The sequence below is a fragment of the Micromonospora sp. RTP1Z1 genome (genome assembly GCF_033804685.1).
Lineage (GTDB): Bacteria > Actinomycetota > Actinomycetes > Mycobacteriales > Micromonosporaceae > Micromonospora.
In genome coordinates this window covers 1-19,231 of sequence record NZ_JAPFQV010000036.1, presented here as the reverse complement: position 1 = coordinate 19,231, position 19,231 = coordinate 1, and the positions used below count along the sequence as shown (strand labels likewise).

The window sequence follows — 19,231 nt, the reverse complement described above, 5'->3', positions numbered from 1 at the left end:
GCCGCTACGGGTGCCGACGATCATTCTTTGCCGCGTGACAAATAGTCGGCGCGGCTCCGGTGGTAGAGTCCGGCCGGTTCACCAGTCCAGGGAGGTCACCATGGCGTTGAGCGCCGAAGAAAGTGGTCGGCTCGCACGTCTGCTCACTGCAAACGCCGAGCGGCTGATCCAACGCTGGACGGAAGCGGTCGGGAGGTCGCTCCGCGGCCGCCTCAGCCAGGCCGAGCTCGCCCGCCAGGTGCAGGAGCTGCACCGTAGCATGATCGACGCCGCCGAGAACGGCCTTACCGACCTGGAATCCGAGCAGGGCGGCGAGCTGCGCGCCGTGCTCGCCGAGCTGTCCCGGGGCCGGGCCCGGCAGGGCTTCACCGCCACCGAGACGGCGATCAGCGTCTTCGCGCTGAAGGGCGTCCTGCTCGAGCTGATGGAGCAGGGCCAGGACGTGGCCACCCTCCGCGACTTCGTGGCGTTCTCCGCCCTGATCGACGAGATGGGGCTCTTCACCTGCGAGAGCTTCGTCCGTACCCGGGAGAGCCTGATCGCCGACCAGGCCGAGCAACTGCTCGAGCTCTCCACCCCGGTGGTCAAGATCTGGGAGGGCGTGGTCGCCGTCCCGCTGGTCGGCACCCTCGACTCGGCCCGCGCCCAGGTGGTGATGGAGCGGCTGCTGCAGACCCTGGTCGACACCGGCTCGCCGTACGCGATCATCGACATCACCGGCGTCCCGGCGGTCGACACCCAGGTCGCCCAGCACATCCTCAAGACGGTGGTGGCCGCCCGGCTGATGGGCGCCGACTGCATCATCTCCGGCATCCGGCCGCAGATCGCCCAGACGATCGTCGCCCTCGGCATCGAGTTCGGCGACATCGCCACCAAGGCGAGCCTCGCCGACGCCCTGGGCCACGTGCTGCGGCTGACCGGCGCGGGCAACGCCCGCCGCCACCAGCGCCGGGAGTCCTGATGGAGCGGGTGCCGGTCCTCAAGATCGGTGACATCCTGCTGGTCTCCATCCAGATCGACATGTCCGACCAGACGGCCGTGATGCTCCAGGAGGACCTGGCCGAGCGGATCGTCGCCACCGGCTGCCACGGTGTGATCATCGACATCACGGCGCTGGACATCGTCGACTCGTTCGTCGGCCGGATGCTCTCCACCATCGCGTCCATCTCCAGGGTGCTGGACGCCGAGACGGTGGTGGTCGGGATGCGTCCCGCCGTGGCCATCACGCTGGTCGAGCTGGGCCTGTCGCTCAACGGCATCCGGACCGCGCTGAACGTCGAGCGCGGCATGGAGCTCATCGCGGCGGCCCACGCCGACGAGTGGGTCATGGTCGACGGCGACGAGGACGTCGAGACGACGGCCACGACATGACCGCCGGTGTCGACCTGGCTGTGCCGCAGACCCAGGCGATCCGCAGCGACGACGACGTCGTCCGGGTGCGGCAGCTGGTGCGTACGGTGGCGGTGGCCGCCAAGCTCTCGCTGGTCGACCAGACCAAGCTCGTCACCGCCGCCAGCGAGCTAGCCCGCAACACCCTGATCTACGGCGGGGGCGGTACCGCCGACGTGGCGGGCGTCGACGACGGTCGTCGCCGCGGCGTGCGGATCGTCTTCGCCGACGCCGGGCCAGGGATCCCGGACCTCGACCTGGCCCTGACCGACGGGTACACCACCGGCGGCGGCCTCGGGCTCGGCCTGAGCGGCGCCCGCCGGCTGGTGGACGACTTCGACATCGTCACCGCCGTCGACGAGGGCACCCGGATCACCATCACCAAGTGGTCCCGATGATCGGGGACGTGGTCGCTGACCACGGTCTCTGGTTCCGGGTGGAGAGCGGTGGCGCGGGCAGCGGCGTACGGCGGGCGGCCGAGCGCCTCGGCGCCCAGCTGGGGCTGGGCGAGCATCGCGTCGCCGACCTGGCCATCGTCGCCGCCGAGCTGACCAGCAACCTGGTGAAGCACGCCCAGGAGGGGGTGCTGCTGCTCCGCCCGGTGCGCCGGGCCGGGCGGGCCGGGGTGGAGCTGGTCGCCATCGACTCCGGGCCCGGCATGGCCGACCTGACCGTCTCCTCGCAGGACGGGCACTCCACCACCGGGACGCTGGGCATCGGCCTGGGCGCGATCGCCCGGCAGGCGAGCTGGTACGACGGCTACTCGCGGCCGGGCCGGGGCACCGTCCTCGCCGTGCAGGTCTGGTCCGGGCCGGCGCCCGAGCCGTCCTGGGCGAGCGGGCTGGTCCGGCCGATCACCGGCGAGGAAGTCAGCGGCGACGGGTACGGCGTCCGAATCGCCGAGGGGCGACGCCAGGTGCTGGTCTGCGACGGCCTGGGGCACGGGCCGCTGGCGGCGGCCGCCACGGAGGCGGCGCTGGCCGCGTTCCGGACCGCGCCGGCCGCTCCGCCGGCCGCCGTGGTGCAGCACCTGCACCGGACCATCTCGCACACCAGGGGGGCCGCGCTGGCCGTGGCCGAGCTGGACCCGGCCGTGGGCTTGCTCCGGTACGCGGGCCTCGGCAACATCGCAGCCATGATCGTGGTAGAGGGCGAGCGGCGTCGCGGACTGGTCTCGCTGCCCGGCATCGCCGGCCACCAGCGCCCCGCGGTGCGGGAGTACGAGTACCCGTTCGGGGCCGGCGCGAGGCTGGTCATGCACAGCGACGGCGTGGTCGACCGCTGGGACCTCGCCGACTACCCCGGCCTGGTCGGGCGGTCGCCCCTGGTGACGGCCGCCACCCTGCTCCGGGACGCCGGCATCCGCCGCGACGACGCCTCCGTCCTGGTCGCCCAGGCATGGTCATGACCGGGTCGGCCGGCACGCCCCCGCTGCTCCAGATGGCGCTCCGGGTCGAACAGGACATCTTCGTCGTCCGGCAGCGCGGTCGGGAGGTCGCCGCGGCGGCTGGCCTGGAACACCAGGACCAAGTACGGATCGCCACCGCGCTCAGCGAGGTCGCCCGGGACCTGCTGCGAACCGCTGACGGGGCGGATGTCACCTTCTTGATCGGGTTCGACGTCGCCGCCGGGCGGTATGTGCTGTACGTGGATCTCGCCCCGGTGCGCCCCCTGCCGAACGGCAGCTACCAGCCGCAGTCCGGCGCGGTGGCGCGACTGGTGGACACGCTGGGCGTCGTCGCGGACGAGGGGGATACGGTCGTGAGGATGTCCCGACGTGTCCCGGCCAACTCCCCGGCGCTGACCCCGGAACGGCTCGCCGAGCTCCGCGCGGAGCTGGGCAGCAGCGCTCCGGGCACCGCCCTGGACGAACTGGCCATGCAGAACGAGCAGCTGATCGCCGCACTGGACGAGGTCCGCAGCCAGCGCGACGAGCTCGAGGTCCTCAACTCCGAACTCCAGGAGACCAACCAGGGCGTGATGGCGCTCTACAGCCAGCTCACCGAGGAGCTGGAGGAGACCAACCGCGGGGTGGTGGCCCTCTACGCCGAGCTGGACGAGAAGTCCGCCCAGCTGCGCGCGGCCAGCGAGTCGAAGAGCCGGTTCCTGGCCAACGTCAGCCACGAGCTGCGCGCCCCGGTCACCGCGATCATCGGGCTGTCCCGGCTGATCGCCGACTCCCACTCCGATCCGCTCACCGCCGAGCAGGCCCAGCAGGTGGGGCTGATTCGCTCCTCGGCGGCGGACCTGCTCGGCCTGGTCAACGAGCTGCTCGACCTGGCGAAGGCCGAGTCCGGCCGGATCGAGCCGAACTGGGCCGACGTGGACCTGCGGGCGCTCTACGGACAGCTCCGGGGCACGCTGCGGGCGCTGGCCACCCGGCCGGATGTCGAGCTGGTGGTGGAGGAGCCGCCGTACCCGGCGATGGTCCGCTCCGACGAGGTGCTGCTCGCCCAGGTACTGCGCAACCTGCTGCACAACGGGCTGAAGTTCACCGAGCGGGGCGAGGTCCGGCTGCGCGCGCAGCGGCAGGACGACCGCTGGTCGCTGTCGGTCTCGGACACCGGCATCGGCATCCCTGCGGAGCTGCACGAGCGGATCTTCGAGGAGTTCTACCAGGTGCCCGGGGCGACCCGGGTCGGTGGCACCGGCCTCGGGCTGCCGTACGCGCGCCGGCTGGTGACGCTGCTCGGGGGGACGCTGAAGCTGTCCAGCGAGCCGGGCCGGGGCAGCACCTTCACGGTCACCCTGCCCGAGGGCGGAGCGTGACGGTGGAGGGCGACGCGGCGACCGTGCTGGTGGTCGACGACAGTCGGGCCAAGCGCTACCTGCTGGTCAGCTGGCTGACCCGGGCCGGGTTCGACACGATCGAGGCGGAGAACGGCGCCGAGGCGCTGGCCCTGGTGGAGACCGGCCCGATCGACCTGGTGGTGCTCGACGTCCGGCTGCCCGACCTGAGTGGCTTCGAGGTCTGCGAACGGATCAAGGAGCGCAACCCGGCGATGCCGGTCATCCACGTCTCCGCGCACGCGGTCGACGTGGTGGACCGGGCCCAGGGGCTGACCCGGGGCGCCGACGCCTACCTGGCCGAGCCGATCGAGCCGGAGGAGCTGGTCGCCACCGCGCACGCGGTGCTCCGCTACTACCAGGCGCGGCAGCGGGCCGAGCTGCTCGCCGAGCGGCTGGCCGCGCTCGCCGACGCCACCGTGCAGATGCACGCGGCCCCGAACTTCGTCCGGCTGCTGGAGGCGGCGGCGGCCGGCGCGGCGGAGATCTTCAAGAGCCCGGCGGCGGTGATCGCGGAAACCTTCGACGGCGACTGCCTGGCGGGCGTGGTGGCCGGGCCGGACGCCAAGCCGCGCGTCGTCCCGTGGGTGGTCGACGACACCGGGGTGCCGATCGGCACCACCGTCCGGGTCGACGAGCCCGCCGCGTGGGGGCGGATCGACTGGCCGGCCGGCGACACGGTGACCGTGGCCGCCGCCAAGCTGCGCGAGGACCTCGCCCCGCTCTACGTGGCGGTGCCGACCGCGACCCAGACGGTGCGCACGCCGGTGCTGGTGCAGCTCGCCCAGGCGGTCGCCTCGGCGGTCGAGGCGCAGCGCTCCTTCGACCAGGAGCACCGGATCGCCGTCACCCTCCAGCGCAGCCTGCTGCCCCGCCGGCTGCCCGAGGTCGCCGGCCTGGACCTGGCGGTCCGGTACGAGCCGGCCAGCGCCCAGACCGAGGTGGGTGGCGACTTCTACGAGCTGGTGATGCTCGAAGGGCATCTGCTGGTGGCGATCGGCGACGTCGCCGGCCACTCGCTGCACGCCGCGACCGTGATGGCCGAGCTGCGGCACGCGGTGCGGGCGTACGCAGTGGAGGGGCACCAGCCGGGAGTGATCCTGGACCGGGTCAACGAGCTGATGCGTACCCTGCTGCCGAACGAGCTGGCCACCATCTGCCTGCTGCAGCTGCACCCGGAAAGCGGCCGGATCCGGCTGGCCAGCGCGGGGCACCTGCCGGCGCTGCTCAGCATGGACGGCCGGGTGGAGTTCGTCGAGCAGCCCGCCCCGCTGCTCGGCGTGCGCGCGCCCCGCCCGCCGGACCTGGAGTTCGTGCTGCCGGCCGGCGCGACGCTGGTCCTCTACACCGACGGCCTGATCGAGCGGCGGGACACCACCATCGACGACGGGATGGCCGCGCTGGCCGCGGTCGCCACCCGGGTGGACGACGACCTGGACCAGTTCTGCCAGCGACTCCTGGTCGAGCTGGCCCCGCCGGAGATCCACGACGACGTCGCCGTGGTCGCCGTCCGCCGCCGCTGACGGTCCGATCGCCGGCGGGTGGCGCCGACCGTGCGACTCAGCTCAGCGAGCGGGCGTACGCGGCGGGGGAAACCCCGGTGACGGCGCTGAACTCGCGGACCAGGTGCGCCTCCTCGCCAACACCGGCCGCAACCCCACCTGGCACCCCTGACCCTCCCCCACGCCCACCCGCTCTCCGCGATCTTGCAGTGGGGCCCGCGATCCGCGGTACATGCCCGGTATGTCGGGGCGCCAACTGCAAGATCGTGCGGGGAAGGGGTTGACGTGGCTATTCGCTGAATGAATAGTGGCGGAGTGTCCACTCAGCACGTTCTGCTCGGGTTGCTGGCGGGTGGGGCGCGGCACGGGTACGAGCTGAAGCGGGCCCACGACGCGCGGCTGCCCCGGGCCCGGCCGCTCGCCTTCGGGCAGGTCTACGCCACCCTCGCCCGCCTCCAGCGCGACGGGCTGGTGGTGCCAGCCGGGCAGGAGCGCGACGGCGGTCCGGACCGCACCGCGTACGTGCTCACCGCCGAGGGGCGGGCCGCGCTGGAACACTGGCTCAGCACCGTCGAGCCGCCCATGCCGTACGTGGCGAGCACGCTCTTCGCCAAGGTGGTGGTCGCGCTCCTGGTCGCCGACGTCGACCGGGCCCGGGCGTACCTGACCGCCCAGCGCCGGGCACACACCACGCGGCTGCGCGAGCTGACCGCGGTCAAGACCGCCCCCTCGGCCACCCTGGACGACGTCGTCGCGGCCGACTTCGCCATCGCCCACCTCGACGCCGACCTGCGGTGGCTGCACACCACCCTGGAGCGGGTCGCCGACTGGCACCGGGAGGTGCACTCGTGACACACCTGGAAGCTCGCGGCGTGATCAAGGCGTACGGCAGGACGCCCGCGCTGGGCGGGGTGACCCTCGATGTGGCCGAGGGGGAGATCGTGGCGGTGACCGGCCCGAGCGGCTGCGGCAAGTCCACCCTGCTGCACTGCCTCGCCGGCATCCTCCGCCCCGACGCGGGCGAGGTCACCTGGCGCGGCGCGCGGATCGACACCTGGTCCGAGGCGGCCCGGTCCCGGCTGCGCCGCACCGAGTTCGGGGTGCTCTTCCAGTTCGGCCAGCTCGTCGCGGAGCTGACCGCGGCGGAGAACGTCGCCCTTCCGCTGCTTCTCGCCGGCACGGGGCGGCGAGCGGCGCGGACGGCGGCGCTGACCTGGCTGGAGCGGTTGGGGGTGGCCGAGGTCGCCGACGTCCGGCCGGGCGAGATGTCCGGTGGTCAGCAGCAGCGCTGCGCCACCGCCCGGGCGCTGGTCACCGAGCCCCGGGTGCTCTTCGCCGACGAGCCGACCGGCGCGCTGGACACGCTCGCCGGCGAGCAGGTGCTCACCCAGCTGGTCCGGCTCGCCCACGAGCAGCGCACCACCGTCGTGCTGGTCACCCACGAGCCGCGGATCGCCGCGTACGCCGACCGGGAGATGGTGCTCCGGGACGGCCTGGTCGACCACACCGGCCTGGGGCTGGACACGCCGCTCACCGGCGGCCACCGGTGAGGCCGGCCACCCTGGTCCGCCTCGCCCTGGCCGGCACCCGCGCCGACACCGCCCGGGTGGCGCTGACCGCGCTGAGCGCCGCGCTCGCCACGCTCGCCGGGCTGGCCGCGTGCACCGTGCTGGCCATCCCGACGCCGCGCTGCTGCGGCGGCAACAACTGGTCGGAGCAGTACAGCAACGCGCTGCTGCGCGAACCGGGGCTGCGCGGCGGCACGGCGCTGGCCCTGCTGCTGCTCACCGTGCCGGTGCTGGCGCTGGCCGGCCAGTGCACCCGGCTCGGCGCCCCGGCCCGGGACCGCCGGCTGGCCGCGCTGCGGCTCGCCGGGGCCACCCCCGGCCAGGTCACCCGGGTCGTAATGGCGGAGACCGGGCTGGCGAGCCTGCTCGGCACGCTCGCCGGTCTCGCCCTCTACCTGGCCGGTCACGAGCTGCTGCACCGGCCGGACGCGCGCGGCCGGTTCCCGCTGCCCACCGACGTGTACCCGTCGACCGCTGGCGTCGTGGCGGTGGTGCTCGGGCTGCCGGCGGTCGCCACGCTGGCCACCGCCCTGCTGCTGCGCCGGGTGACGACCACCCCGTTCGGCGTCGTCCGGAAGGCACGGACCAGGGCGCCCTGGCCCTGGCCGGGCTTGCTGATCCTCCTCGGGCTGGCCGCCTTCGCCGCCTTCCGGCCGGTGGGGCTCTGGTACGAGCGTCGGCACAGCGAACCACCGCTCTGGCTGCTGCCGACGCTGCTGGTCGGTGGGGGCCTGATCGCCATGATCGGGGTGGTCACCGGGACCGGTTGGATCTCGCACCGCACCGGCCGTCTGCTGCACCGGCACGCCCGGGGGCCGGCCGCGCTGCTGGCCGCGTGCCGGTTGACGGCCGATCCGTGGGCGGGCAGCCGGACTTTCGCCGCGCTCCTCGCCGCGCTCATCTTCGGGGCCGGAGCCGCCGGGGTACGCGCCGACTTCCTGGCCACGATCGAACTGGAGCGGCGGACCGGCAACGGGATGGCTGCTCCCGACGACTTCTACCTGGGCACGATGGACCTGGTCAACCTGGCGGTCGCGGTCGCCATGGCGATCGCGGCGGGCGGCCTGCTGGTCGCACTGGTGGAGGGGATCGTCGCCCGGCGGCAGGCGTACGCGGCGCTGGTGGCGACCGGGGTGCCCCGGGGAGTCATCGGCCGGTCCATCCTCTGGCAGTCCCTTGCGCCGGCGGCACCCGCGATCGCCGTCGCGCTCACCGTCGGTCTCCTGCTCGTCCGAGGCGCGTTCAGGGCGCCGACCGGCGGTGGTTACTCGCAGGAGGTCTGCGACGCCGGGGAGAAGCTCTGCGCCGACGAGGTCACCCGCGCCCAGTACGTCCGCACGGAGTGGGTCCCCCAGGTGACCGTGCCTCCGGACCTACCGTGGGACCGGCTCGCCTGGCTCGGTGCCGGCGCCCTGGCCGCGGTGCTGTTGACCGTCGGGGTCGGCCTGCTCTTCCTGCGCTCCAGCACGGCGGTGGAGGAGTTGCGGACGACCTGATGTGACGCCGCCGCCGCCGGTCACGCTGTTGCCTGCGGAGGGCCCCCGGCGGGCCCTCCGGGGTCGGGCCGGACCGACCGGCGGAACGCGGAACATCGGGAGATCACCAGCATGCAGAACCAGCCCGGCTCGGCACCGCCGGTTTTCGTCGACCGGACCGGACGGCGTCGCCGGCTCACCGTCATCGCCGGCGCGGCGATGGGCCTCGGCCTGCTGACCAGCTTCGGGCTGATCCTCGCCGGCCTCTTCTTCGACTCCTCCGTTCCGCTGCCCGGCTGGTCGGAGACGAAGCAGCGGCCCCCCGTCGAGGCCGGGGTGGACGCCCCCGGCGAGGTTCGCCAGGAGAGCAGCCCGAGCCCGCGGCCGACGCCGGTGACCAGCACCTCCGCGCCCGCGCCGGCGCCCGCGCCGACCTCCGCCGCCGCCACCGTTGGCGCCAGGGCCACCGTCCCGGCGCCCCGGCAGTCCACCAGCAACCCGCCGGGCCAGGGCGCCGAACGGCGCACCGCCAAGCCCAGCCGGACCCCGGGCAAGCCCTGACGATGGCGAGACACGTGGCGCGGCCCGATCCCCGGGCGCACTGGCTGCTGCTCCTGCTCGGTCTGCTCGTCCTGCTCGCGGCGCTGAGCTTCAACGGGCTGGTCACCAACGTCGGCGGCGGGTCCGGCCCGTCGGACGCGCCCGCCTCGCCCGCCCCCCGGCAGGCCACCGCCGGCGGGCCGGTGCTGCGGCTGGACGGGCCGACGCCGGTCACCCGGCGGATGCCGTCGCGGACCGTCGCTCTCACCTTCGACGACGGGCCGGACCCGCGCTGGACGCCGCAGGTGCTCGACGTGCTGCGCCGGCACCACGCGCACGCCACGTTCTTCGTGGTCGGCGCGCGGATCGACGAGCACCCGGAGCTGGTCCGGCGGATCCTCGCCGAGGGGCACGAGATCGGCTCGCACACCTTCACCCACGCCGACCTGGCCGCGGTGCCGCGCTGGCGGGCCCGGTTCGAACTCGCCTGGACCCGTAGCGCGGTCGCCGGGGCCACCGGTCGCGAGGTGACCCTGCTCCGGCTGCCGTTCTCGTCGACCACCGACTCGCTCACCACGCCCCAGTACCAGGCGCTGCGGGACGCCGCCGGCAGCGGCCACGTGGGCGTGCTCACCGACCGGGACACCAGGGACTGGCAGCGGCCCGGCGTACCCGCCATCGTCCGGGCGGCCAGCCCGCCGGGCGGGGCGGGGGCGGTGGTGCTGATGCACGACGGCGGCGGCGACCGCGGCCAGACGGTGGCCGCCCTCGACCAGCTGCTGCCCCGGCTGACCCGCGAGGGCTACCGGTTCACCACCGTCTCCGCGGGGATCGGCGCGCCGGACTCGATGCTGCCGGCCGGCGCGGGCGCCCGGCTCAGCGGCACCGCGCTGCGCTGGGCGCAGACCGGTGCCGGCTGGCTGGCCGCGGCCATGAACCTGCTGCTCGGCGTCGCGCTGGTGCTCGCGGTCGCCCGGCTGGCGGTGCAGGTGGTCTGCGCCCAGCTGCACGTGCGCCGGGTCCGCCGGCCGCGGCGCCGCCGGCCCGAGGTGTACGCCCCGGTCTCGGTCATCGTGCCGGCGTACAACGAGGCGGCGAACATCGCCGCCACCGTGCGGTCGCTGGTGGCCAGCGCGTACCCGGCGCTGGAGGTGATCGTGGTGGACGACGGCTCCAGCGACGGCACCGCCGACATCGTCGAGCGGCTGCGACTGCGCGGGGTGCGGGTGATCCGGCAGGCCAACGCGGGCAAGCCGGCGGCGCTGAACACCGGCATCTGGGCCGCCCGAGCCGACCTGCTGGTGCTGGTCGACGGGGACACCGTCTTCCAGCCGGACACGGTCCACCGGCTGGTGCAGGGCTTCGCCGACTCGACCGTCGGGGCGATCTCCGGCAACACCAAGGTCGCCAACCGGCGCCGCCTGCTCGGCCGCTGGCAGCACCTGGAGTACGTGATCGGCTTCAACCTCGACCGCCGCATGTACGACGTGCTGGAGTGCATGCCGACCATTCCCGGCGCGATCGGCGCGTTCCGCCGCGACGTGCTGCTCGAGGTGGCCGGCGTCCCCGCCGACACCCTCGCCGAGGACACCGACCTGACCATGAAGGTGCTCCGGGCCGGCTGGCGGGTGGTGTACGAGGAAAGCGCGATCGCCTGGACCGAGGCGCCGTCGTCCCTGCGCCAGCTTTGGCGGCAGCGCTACCGCTGGTGCTACGGGACGATGCAGGCGATGTGGAAGCACCGGCACGCGCTGACCGAGCGCGGCGCCGGCGGCAGACTGGGCCGGCGGGGCCTGCCGTACCTGGCCATGTTCCAGATCCTGCTGCCGCTGGCCGCCCCGGCGGTCGACGTCTTCGCCCTCTACGGGCTGCTCTTCCTGCCCTGGTCGGCGCTGGTGCTGGCCTGGGCCGGACTGCTCCTGCTCCAGGGCTTCACCGCCGCGTACGCGCTGCGCCTGGACCGGGAGCGGTACGGCCCACTGTGGACGCTGCCGTTCCAGCAGCTGGTCTACCGGCAGGTGATGTACCTGGTGGTGGTGCAGTCCGTGGTCACCGCGGTGGTCGGCAACCGGCTGCGCTGGCAGCGGATGGTGCGGACCGGCGAGGCCGCTGCGCTGGTTGGCGCGGGCCAGCCCGTGCGCTGACGCCATGGCGGTCCGTCGGACGCCGGGGCGCCGGACGGCCCGGGGTGCTGCCGCCGGGCGCGGGACCTGGCGCGCCGCGCCGGCGAGGTTCGGTCAGCGGGGGTCGAAGAGGCCGGCGGACCACGCGACCGCCACGCCGATGACGGCCGAGCAGCAGCAGATCAGCAGGGCGGCGGCGACCACGCCGAGGATCACCCAGGCGGTCCCGCGCCGGGCCGCACCACGTCCGGCATCCGGCGGTACGTCCGCCCCGGCCGCCGCCTGGTCGTCGCTCACCGCGCGGCCCCACTCACCCCGGCAGTCTAGGCGTCGGGGTGCGGGGCAGGATGGGGCGATGGAGCTGATCTCGATCGACGACGTCCGGGCCGCCGCCGACGACATCGCCGGGACGGTGGTGCGCACCCCGCTGCTGCCGGCACCGTGGGACGACGAGCTGTGCCTCAAGCCGGAGAGCCTGCAACCGGTCGGGTCGTTCAAGCTGCGCGGGGCCACCCACGCGGTGGCCCGGCTCGACCCGGCGGTCCGGGCCCGGGGCGTGGTGACCCACTCGTCCGGCAACCACGGCCAGGCGCTCGCGTACGCGGCACGGGCGGCGGGCGTCCCGTGCACGGTGGTCGTCCCGGAGGGGGCCCCGCTGGTCAAGGTGGACCGGATCCGGGCGTTGGGCGCCGAGGTGGTGCTCGTCCCGCCGGCCCGCCGGGTCGCCGAGGCGGAACGGATCGCCGCCGGCACCGGGGCCGCGCTGGTGCCGCCCTTCGACGACCGGCGGATCATCGCCGGGCAGGGCACCATCGGGCTGGAGATCGTGGCGGACCTGCCCGACGTGGACGTGGTGCTGGTGCCGGTGGGCGGCGGCGGGCTCGCCTCGGGGGTGGCCACCGCCGTGCGGGCGCTCCGCCCGTCGGCTGCGGTGTTGGGGGTGGAGCCGCTGCTCGCCGCGGACGCCCAGGAGTCGCTCGCCGCCGGTGAGGTGGTGGTCTGGGACGTCGAGCGGACCTACCGGACCAGCGCCGACGGGCTGCGTACGCACCTGTCCGCGCTGACCCTCGCCCACCTGCGGGACCGCCTCGACGGCATCGTCACGGTGACCGAGGAGGAGATCGGCGCGGCGATGGGCCGGCTGGTCCGCGAGGCGCGGCTGGTGGTCGAGCCGAGCGGCGCCGTGGCGGTCGCCGCGCGCCTCTTCCGCCGCGACGAGCTGCCGTCCGGGCGCACGGTCGCGGTGGTCACCGGCGGCAACGTCGATCCGGCGCGGCTCGCGTCGGTGCTGGGCTGACCGGGACGGAGGGGCCCGGGCCGGGCCCCTCCGCACGGCTCAGGCGCGGCCGAGGCGGTCCAGGATCCAGGCGTTGATGAACGCCTCCTCGCGCCAGGCGTCATACCGGCCGCTGGGGCCGCCGTGTCCGGCGCCCATCTCGGTCTTGAGCAGGTAGTCGCCGTCCGACGCGACCGCCCGCAGCCGGGCGATCCACTTGGCCGGCTCGTGATACAGCACCCGGGTGTCGTTCAGGCTGGTCACCGCGAGGATGGCCGGGTAGTCGACCGGGGCCACGTTCTCGTACGGGGTGTACGACTTCATGTACACGTACACCTCGGGGTCGTCGAGCGGGTTGCCCCACTCCTCCCACTCGGTGACGGTCAGCGGCAGCGACGGGTCGAGGATCGAGGTGAGCGCGTCCACGAAGGGCACCTGCGCGACGATCCCGGTGAACGCGTCCGGGGCCAGGTTGGCCACCGCGCCCATCAGCAGGCCGCCGGCCGAGGCGCCCCGGGCGACGAGGCGGTCGCTCGCCGTCCAGCCGGCCTTGACCAGGTGTCGGGCGCAGGCGACGAAGTCGGTGAAGGTGTTCCTCTTGGCCAGCAGCTTGCCCTGGTCGTACCAGCGCCGGCCCAGTTCGCCGCCGCCGCGGATGTGCGCGACGGCGAAGATGACGCCCCGGTCGAGCAGCGAGAGCCGGGCGACCGAGAACCACGGGTCCATGCTCGCCTCGTACGAGCCGTAGCCGTAGATGACGGCGGGGGCGGAGCCGTCCCGCGGGGTGTCCTTCCGGCAGACCAGCGAGATCGGCACCCGGGTGCCGTCGTCGGCGAGCGCCCAGTCCCGGTGCTGCTCGTAGTCGGCCGGGTCGTACGGCCGACCGTCCGGCCCGGGCCGCACCGGCTTCCGCTTGCGCAGCACCATCTGCCGGGTGACCAGGTCGTAGTCGTAGACCGAGTCGGGGGTGACCAGCGAGGTGTAGCGCAGCCGCACTTCGTTGGTGCGGTACTCCGGGTTGGCGTCCAGCCCGACGCTGTAGATCGGCTCGGGGAAGTCGATGTCGTACGCGTCGCCGCCGCCGACCGGGAGCACCCGCAGCCCGGTGAGCCCGTTGGTGCGCAGCGAGACGACCAGGTGGTTCTCGAACGCGTCGACGGACTCCAGCCGGGTGCCCGGGGAGTGTTCGATCAGCGGCGTCCAGTCGCCGGGCGCGTCCGCCGAGGTGTACGCCAGCGCGAAGTCCTCGGCGCCGTCGTTGTGCAGGATCAGGAAGCGGTGGCCGTGGTGCTCCACGGCGTACTCCACGCCCTGCCGGCGGGGGGCGATGACCGCCGGCTCGCCGGTCGGGTTGGCGGCCGGGACCACCCGTACCTCGCTGGTGGTCTTGCTGTGGATGTCGATGACCACGAACCGCTCGGAGCGGGTCAGCTCGACGCCGACCCAGAACCGCTCGTCGTCCTCCTGGTGCACCACCACGTCCTCACCCGACGCCGTGCCGACGCCGTGCCGCCAGACCCGGTTGGGCCGCCAGGCCTCGTCGACGGTGACGTAGAAGAGCGTGGAGGCGTCGGTGGACCAGGCGGTGCCGTAGAAGGTGTCCGGGATCTCGTCGGGGAGCACCTCCCCGGTGGAGAGGTCCTTGACCCGCAGGGTGAACCGCTCGTCGCCGGCGAAGTCCGCCGAGTACGCCAGCCAGCGGCCGTCCGGGCTGACGTCGAACGCGCCGAGCGTGAAGAAGTCGTGCCCCTCGGCGAGCTGGTTGCCGTCGAGCAGCACCTCCTCGCCGTCCAGCGGGGCGCCGTCGGCGCTCACCGGCGGCGCGGTCTCGCCGTCGCGGACGGCCCGCCGGCAGTGCACGCCGTACTGCTGCCCCTCGACGGTGCGGGTGTAGTACCAGTACCCGTCCTTGCGGGTGGGCACCGACAGGTCGGTCTCCTGGGTACGCCGGCGGGTCTCCTCGAACAGCTCCGCGCGGAGCTGTTCGAGGTGCGCGGTGCGTGCCTCGGTGTACGCGTTCTCCGCGGTCAGGTGGGCGATCGTCGCGGGGTCGTCCTTGGCGGCGAGCCAGGCGTACTCGTCGACGACGGTGTCGCCGTGGTGGGTGCGCTCGGTCGGGACGCGCTTGGCGACGGGTACGGGGGTCTCGGTGGTCACGGCGTCACGTTACCGGCCCCCGGCGCGCCGTCGTGGGGTACGCGCGGCACGGGATCCGGCAACACCGCCGCCACGTCATTCGAACACATGTACGATGACCGGCATGGCGGCTGCAGCGAGTTCGACGGACCGGCCCGGAGCCCTCGGGATCACCCGGCGGCTGGCGGAGATCTGCGGCCCGCCGTTCGCCCGCTTCGCCGGCCCCGCCGACGAGGTGGCCGGCCGGACGGCCCGCTGGGTGGCGGTGCCGGGCGGCCCGCACGCCGCCGCCGAGGTGCTGCGGCTGGCCGCCGCGCACCAGCTCACCGTCGTGCCGCGCGGCGCGGGCACCAAGATCGACTGGGGTGCCGCCCCGGCGCAGGTCGACATCATGCTCGACACCGGACGGCTCGCCGGGATCTGGCACGAGCCGCAGGGTTCGCCGGTCGCCGAGATCGGCGCCGGCACCCCGCTCCGGGCGGTCCAGGCGACCCTGGGCCGCACCGGCCGGCGGTTGCCGATCGACGCGCCCTCCCCGGGGGCGACGCTGGGTGGGGTGCTCGCGGCAGACGAGGCCGGCCCGCTGCGGCACCGGCACGGCAGCCCGTGCGCCCAGCTGGTCGGGGTTCGCTACCTGGACGCCGACGGCGAGCTGGTCAGCCTGGGTGAGGCCGGCACCGCGCTGCTCGGCCGGGCCGCGCCGGCGGGCGGCGGCGCGGCGGCGCTGTTCGGCACGGGGCGGCTGGCGGAGCTCGACGTGGCCCGGCTGCTCTGCGGCTCGCATGGCGGTCTGGGCGTGCTGGTCTCGGCGACCATGCGGGTGCAGGCCGGGCCGGCCAGCCGGGTCTGGGTCACCCGGCCGGTCTGGACCCCGCTGGAGGTGCACGACCTGGTCCGGGCGGTGCTCGCCGCCCGGCTCGACCCGGCCGCCGTCGAGCTGGACCTGCCCGTCCCGGTCTCGCTGCCCCGCCGGCGGGTCCACCCCGACCACCCCTCGGTCCGTGACCGGCCCGACCACCCCTCGATCGCCCGGCGGTCCGCCGGGCCGGCCGCGGCGGGCAGCCTGGTGGTGCTGCTGGAGGGCGGCCCGGCCGACGTCGCGGAGCGCGCCGAGCGGCTGGTGGCCCTGCTCGGCCCGGAGGCGGTGGTCGGTCACGCCGCCCCGGACTGGTGGGGGCGTTCCCCGTTCGGCCCGGGCGAGACCGCGTTGCGGATCGAGGTGCCCATCAACGACCTGCACGCGGCGGTGTACGCGCTGCGCGACGCGGCCGGCGCCCCGGTGCCGGTCCGCGGCTCCGCCGGGGTCGGCACGGTGCACGCCGCCCTGCCCGGGTCCCTGCCGCCCGCCCGGGTGGCGTCGATCCTCGCCGCGGTGCGCGGGGTGCTGCTCGCCCGGCAGGGCCGCTGTGTCGTGGTGGCCGCGCCCGCGCCGGTCCGCCGGGTGGTCGACCTGTGGGGCGAGCTGCCCACGCTGCCCCGCCTGCGGGCCGCCAAGGAGCACCTCGACCCGCACCAGCGCCTCGCCCCCGGCCGCCTCCCCGGCGGACTCTGACCCCACCCACCACCCACGCTCGCCGTGTTGATCAAGAAGCTTCGGTCAGAATTCGACCCCGAAGCGGACGCAACCCTTGATTCAACAAACCGGGGTGGGGCTAGAGGGCGTCGTTGCGGAGGACCAGGATCGCGATGTCGTCGCGGGGGGCCTCCACCGAGAAACCGATGGTGGCGGCGCGCAGCCGGGCGGCCACCACGTCCGCGGAGTAGCCGGCCAGCGGGGCCGCGGCGTCGCGCAGCCGCTCGGTGCCGAAGAGTTCCCGGCCGCGCCGCCGCTCGGTCACCCCGTCGGTGAAGAAGATCAGCGCGTCTTCCGGGCCGAGCTGGATGTCGGCGGTGGGCGTGGCGATCGAGTCGAGCAGCCCGAGCGCCGTGCCGCCGGTGCCGACGAACGCGGCGCCACCGCCGCCGCGCAGCAGCACCGGCCGGTCGTGGCCGGCCAGGTGCAGGGACACGTCGAGCCGGTCGCCCCCGGCCGGTCCGACCGCCGCCATGGCCAGCGTGCAGTACCGGCCGCCGCCCCGCTCGACCAGCGTCTCGTTCAGCCGGCCCAGCACCTCCGGCAGCGGCTTGCCGTCGCCGACCAGCACCCGGATCACGTCCCGGACCAGGCCGGTGACCGCCGCCGCCTGGACACCCTTGCCGGACACGTCGCCGATGACCACCAGCCAGCGGCCGTCCGGCAGCGGCACCACGTCGTAGAAGTCGCCCCCGACCTCGGCGTCGTCGCCGGTCGGGACGTACTCGGCGGCGAAGCCGATGCCCTCCACCACCGGGAGGACCGGCGGCAGCAGCGACTGCTGCAGGGTCTGCGCGACCCGGCGCCGTTCGGCGTGGATCCGGGCGTTCTCGATCGCCAGGGCCGCCCGGCGGGCCACGTCCTCCAGCACCGAGACCTCGTCCGGATCGTGCCGGTGCCGCTGGTGCCGGCCGACGGCCAGGGTGCCGAGCCGCTGGCCGCGGGCGATCAGCGGGACGGCGAAGCCCTCCATCGGGGCGCCGAGCGGGATCTGCGCCGCGCTCCGGGACGCCTCGCGCAGCCGGGCCTGGATCGACTCCGGCCCGGTCTCCTGGAGCACCTTGTGCAGCTGCGGCAGCACCGACTCGTCGGCGTGGCTGGACGCGGCGAGCCGCAGCCGGCCCCACTCGTCGGTGGTGTGCACCGCGCACCACTGACCGAGCCGGGGCACCACCAGCTGCGGGATGAGCGCCAGGGTCAACTCGACGTCCAGGGACTGGGCGAGCAGCTCGCTCGCCTCGGCCAGGAAGGTCAGCCAGGCCGACCGGCGGACGTCCGCCCGGCGCAGCCGGTCGTTCTCCAGGTGCAGCGAGAGCCGCTCGGCCGCCAGCACCGCGAGCGGCCGGGCGTACGCCGACGGCGCCGCGTCCAGCTCCAGCTCACCCGCGTACGGCCGGTGCACGGCCAGTGGCACCCGGATCACGTCGTTGTCGTCCCGGGGCTGCCGGCCGTACCGGGCCAGGACCTGGGTGCCCTGCCCGTCGCCCCGGTCCAGCCGGATCACGCCACCGGTCGCGCCGACCATCTCCGCCAGCCGGGTCACCAGGCCGGTCGCGAACTCCGGCAGCGGGTCCTCCGCGTACGGGTCCGGGCTGATCTGCATCAGCTCGCTCATCGCCGCCGCGCTCGGCGCGCCGCCCTCCGGGGGGTCCCCGTGCGGACCGGCGCCGGTGCGCGGGCTCCTGCCCTCCGCGGCCGCCGTCCGCCGCGCCGGTGGGACGGCCGCGTGCCGGTCCAGCCGGAACCAGACGCCCTTCCCGGTGGGCAGGTAGGTGGTGCCCCAGCGGCTGGCGAAGTGGTCCACCAGCAGCAGCCCGCGCCCCCGCTCGGCGATCTCGGTGATCTCGTCGGCGTCGTTGCGTACGCCGACCACCAGCTCGTCCACCGGGCCGACCGCGAAGTCGGAGACGGTCACGCTGAGCCCGGTTCCGTCCGCCGCGACCTCGATGTCCAGTTCGGTCTGGGCGTGTTCGACCGCGTTGGTGGAGAGTTCGGTGGTGAGCAGCAGGGCCTCGTTGAGCAGTTCCTCCAGGTCCGCCTCGGCGAGGACGGACCGGACCAGGGCTCGGGCGGCGGCGGGCGTACGCCGGTCGGCCGGAAGTCGGACCCGCCGGACATGCTCGCCCGAGCCGTCCGTCATGCCCGGTTCCGCCTCAGCTGACACCTTCGTATCCTCCACCGCCGCCGCCCCGGCTGCCAAACCGGGCCCGGCCGGTCGGACGACGCGTGGGCGTGGCGGGTGGTCGCAGGTCGTAGCTTCGACGGCGACGCGGGCAGAATGATGGGATGGCGGCGTGTCGGCACGAGCCGCTGGCCCCGAGCTGAGCGAGGAATGATGACCACGGCGAGACAATCGACAGCCGCGGACCCGTCCGCCCCCGATCACGAGGTGCTGCTCGGCGAGCTGGTGGAGGCGCTGCGGCGGGTCCGCCGCGGCGACCTCAAGGTCCGGCTGCCCCGCCGGGCCGGCCTGGCCGCCGAGGTCGCCGACGCCTTCAACGACGTGGTGTCGCTCCAGGAGCGGCAGCACCTCGACCTGCGCCGGATCAGCCGGATCGTCGGGCGGGACGGCCGGCTCACCGAGCGCCTCGACGACGAGGGCCTGGACGGCTCGTGGGCGGAGGGTCAGCGGGCCATCAACTCGCTGATCGACGACCTGGGTCGCCCCACCACCGAGATCGCCCGGGTGATCGTGGCGGTGGCCGACGGTGATCTCTCCCAGCACATGGCGCTGGAGATCGACGGTCGCCCGCTGCGCGGTGAGTACCTGCGCATCGGCCGCACGGTGAACACCATGGTCGACCAGCTTTCGTCCTTCTCCAACGAGGTGACCCGGGTGGCCCGCGAGGTGGGCACCGAGGG

17 protein-coding genes are annotated in these 19,231 nt (G+C 74.6%); 14 read left to right on the top strand and 3 right to left on the bottom strand.

Features of this window, described 5'->3' with window-relative positions; translation table 11 throughout:
* The first annotated feature begins 100 nt into the window (after window positions 1-100).
* The 11 genes from SLP03_RS18720 to SLP03_RS18670 all read left to right on the top strand — a co-directional run bounded on the left by SLP03_RS18720 (window position 101) and on the right by SLP03_RS18670 (window position 11,405).
* Window positions 101-961: an STAS domain-containing protein gene (locus tag SLP03_RS18720; RefSeq protein WP_319461896.1), complete on the top strand. Its 861-nt coding sequence runs from the start codon at window positions 101-103 to the stop codon at window positions 959-961.
* Window positions 961-1,371, top strand: coding sequence for an STAS domain-containing protein (locus SLP03_RS18715; protein WP_319461895.1), 411 nt, complete (start codon window positions 961-963; stop codon window positions 1,369-1,371). Before SLP03_RS18720 ends, SLP03_RS18715 begins: the two co-directional genes overlap by 1 nt.
* A complete protein-coding gene (locus SLP03_RS18710) occupies window positions 1,368-1,787 on the top strand; it encodes an ATP-binding protein (RefSeq protein ID WP_319461894.1) in 420 nt (139 codons plus the stop codon). Before SLP03_RS18715 ends, SLP03_RS18710 begins: the two co-directional genes overlap by 4 nt.
* Window positions 1,784-2,797 carry a SpoIIE family protein phosphatase gene (locus SLP03_RS18705; protein ID WP_319461943.1) on the top strand — a complete coding sequence of 338 codons (1,014 nt, stop codon included), beginning with the start codon at window positions 1,784-1,786 and terminating at the stop codon, window positions 2,795-2,797. Before SLP03_RS18710 ends, SLP03_RS18705 begins: the two co-directional genes overlap by 4 nt.
* On the top strand, window positions 2,794-4,158 hold the full coding sequence (locus SLP03_RS18700; RefSeq protein WP_319461893.1) for a sensor histidine kinase: 1,365 nt from the start codon (window positions 2,794-2,796) through the stop codon (window positions 4,156-4,158). Before SLP03_RS18705 ends, SLP03_RS18700 begins: the two co-directional genes overlap by 4 nt.
* Window positions 4,155-5,699 carry a SpoIIE family protein phosphatase gene (locus SLP03_RS18695; protein ID WP_413644553.1) on the top strand — a complete coding sequence of 515 codons (1,545 nt, stop codon included), beginning with the start codon at window positions 4,155-4,157 and terminating at the stop codon, window positions 5,697-5,699. Before SLP03_RS18700 ends, SLP03_RS18695 begins: the two co-directional genes overlap by 4 nt.
* 294 nt (window positions 5,700-5,993) lie before the next feature.
* Window positions 5,994-6,530, top strand: coding sequence for a PadR family transcriptional regulator (locus SLP03_RS18690; RefSeq protein WP_319461892.1), 537 nt, complete (start codon window positions 5,994-5,996; stop codon window positions 6,528-6,530).
* On the top strand, window positions 6,527-7,228 hold the full coding sequence (locus SLP03_RS18685) for an ABC transporter ATP-binding protein (RefSeq protein ID WP_319461891.1): 702 nt from the start codon (window positions 6,527-6,529) through the stop codon (window positions 7,226-7,228). Before SLP03_RS18690 ends, SLP03_RS18685 begins: the two co-directional genes overlap by 4 nt.
* Entirely contained in the window at window positions 7,225-8,742 is a 1,518-nt protein-coding gene (locus SLP03_RS18680) for an FtsX-like permease family protein (RefSeq protein WP_319461890.1), read from the top strand. The genes SLP03_RS18685 and SLP03_RS18680 overlap by 4 nt, the downstream gene beginning before the upstream one ends.
* 111 nt (window positions 8,743-8,853) lie before the next feature.
* Window positions 8,854-9,282 carry a hypothetical protein gene (locus SLP03_RS18675; RefSeq protein WP_319461889.1) on the top strand — a complete coding sequence of 143 codons (429 nt, stop codon included), beginning with the start codon at window positions 8,854-8,856 and terminating at the stop codon, window positions 9,280-9,282.
* A gap of 2 nt (window positions 9,283-9,284) precedes the next feature.
* On the top strand, window positions 9,285-11,405 hold the full coding sequence (locus SLP03_RS18670; RefSeq protein WP_319461888.1) for a bifunctional polysaccharide deacetylase/glycosyltransferase family 2 protein: 2,121 nt from the start codon (window positions 9,285-9,287) through the stop codon (window positions 11,403-11,405).
* A gap of 93 nt (window positions 11,406-11,498) precedes the next feature.
* On the opposite strand, the gene SLP03_RS18665 is transcribed toward SLP03_RS18670, so the two are convergent.
* Entirely contained in the window at window positions 11,499-11,681 is a 183-nt protein-coding gene (locus SLP03_RS18665; RefSeq protein WP_319461887.1) for a hypothetical protein, read from the bottom strand.
* 58 nt (window positions 11,682-11,739) lie between these two features.
* On the opposite strand from SLP03_RS18665, the gene SLP03_RS18660 reads away from it, so the two are divergent.
* On the top strand, window positions 11,740-12,681 hold the full coding sequence (locus SLP03_RS18660; protein ID WP_319461886.1) for a threonine/serine dehydratase: 942 nt from the start codon (window positions 11,740-11,742) through the stop codon (window positions 12,679-12,681).
* Window positions 12,682-12,720: 39 nt separating this feature from the next.
* On the opposite strand, the gene SLP03_RS18655 is transcribed toward SLP03_RS18660, so the two are convergent.
* Window positions 12,721-14,817 (bottom strand): S9 family peptidase, encoded by a 2,097-nt coding sequence (locus SLP03_RS18655; RefSeq protein ID WP_319461885.1) that lies wholly within the window; start codon window positions 14,815-14,817, stop codon window positions 12,721-12,723.
* A 103-nt stretch (window positions 14,818-14,920) separates the two neighbouring features.
* Here SLP03_RS18655 and SLP03_RS18650 point away from each other — a divergent pair, with 103 nt between their 5' ends.
* Entirely contained in the window at window positions 14,921-16,348 is a 1,428-nt protein-coding gene (locus SLP03_RS18650; RefSeq protein ID WP_319461884.1) for an FAD-binding oxidoreductase, read from the top strand.
* Window positions 16,349-16,448: 100 nt separating this feature from the next.
* On the opposite strand, the gene SLP03_RS18645 is transcribed toward SLP03_RS18650, so the two are convergent.
* Window positions 16,449-18,509: a SpoIIE family protein phosphatase gene (locus tag SLP03_RS18645; protein ID WP_319461883.1), complete on the bottom strand. Its 2,061-nt coding sequence runs from the start codon at window positions 18,507-18,509 to the stop codon at window positions 16,449-16,451.
* Between the two features lie 195 nt (window positions 18,510-18,704).
* Here SLP03_RS18645 and SLP03_RS18640 point away from each other — a divergent pair.
* The coding region (locus SLP03_RS18640) for a HAMP domain-containing protein (RefSeq protein WP_319461882.1) at window positions 18,705-19,231 on the top strand (527 nt) is incomplete at its 3' end.

Bases quoted from the DNA above. Each gene is read 5' to 3' on its own strand.
- SLP03_RS18715 (WP_319461895.1), top strand. From the start codon at position 961: ATGGAGCGGGTGCCGGTCCTCAAGATCGGTGACATCCTGCTGGTCTCC.
- SLP03_RS18720 (WP_319461896.1), top strand. From the start codon at position 101: ATGGCGTTGAGCGCCGAAGAAAGTGGTCGGCTCGCACGTCTGCTCACT.
- SLP03_RS18700 (WP_319461893.1), top strand. From the start codon at position 2,794: ATGACCGGGTCGGCCGGCACGCCCCCGCTGCTCCAGATGGCGCTCCGG.
- SLP03_RS18660 (WP_319461886.1), top strand. From the start codon at position 11,740: ATGGAGCTGATCTCGATCGACGACGTCCGGGCCGCCGCCGACGACATC.
- SLP03_RS18705 (WP_319461943.1), top strand. From the start codon at position 1,784: ATGATCGGGGACGTGGTCGCTGACCACGGTCTCTGGTTCCGGGTGGAG.
- SLP03_RS18650 (WP_319461884.1), top strand. From the start codon at position 14,921: ATGGCGGCTGCAGCGAGTTCGACGGACCGGCCCGGAGCCCTCGGGATC.
- SLP03_RS18675 (WP_319461889.1), top strand. From the start codon at position 8,854: ATGCAGAACCAGCCCGGCTCGGCACCGCCGGTTTTCGTCGACCGGACC.
- SLP03_RS18710 (WP_319461894.1), top strand. From the start codon at position 1,368: ATGACCGCCGGTGTCGACCTGGCTGTGCCGCAGACCCAGGCGATCCGC.
- SLP03_RS18670 (WP_319461888.1), top strand. From the start codon at position 9,285: ATGGCGAGACACGTGGCGCGGCCCGATCCCCGGGCGCACTGGCTGCTG.
- SLP03_RS18645 (WP_319461883.1), bottom strand. From the start codon at position 18,509: ATGACGGACGGCTCGGGCGAGCATGTCCGGCGGGTCCGACTTCCGGCC.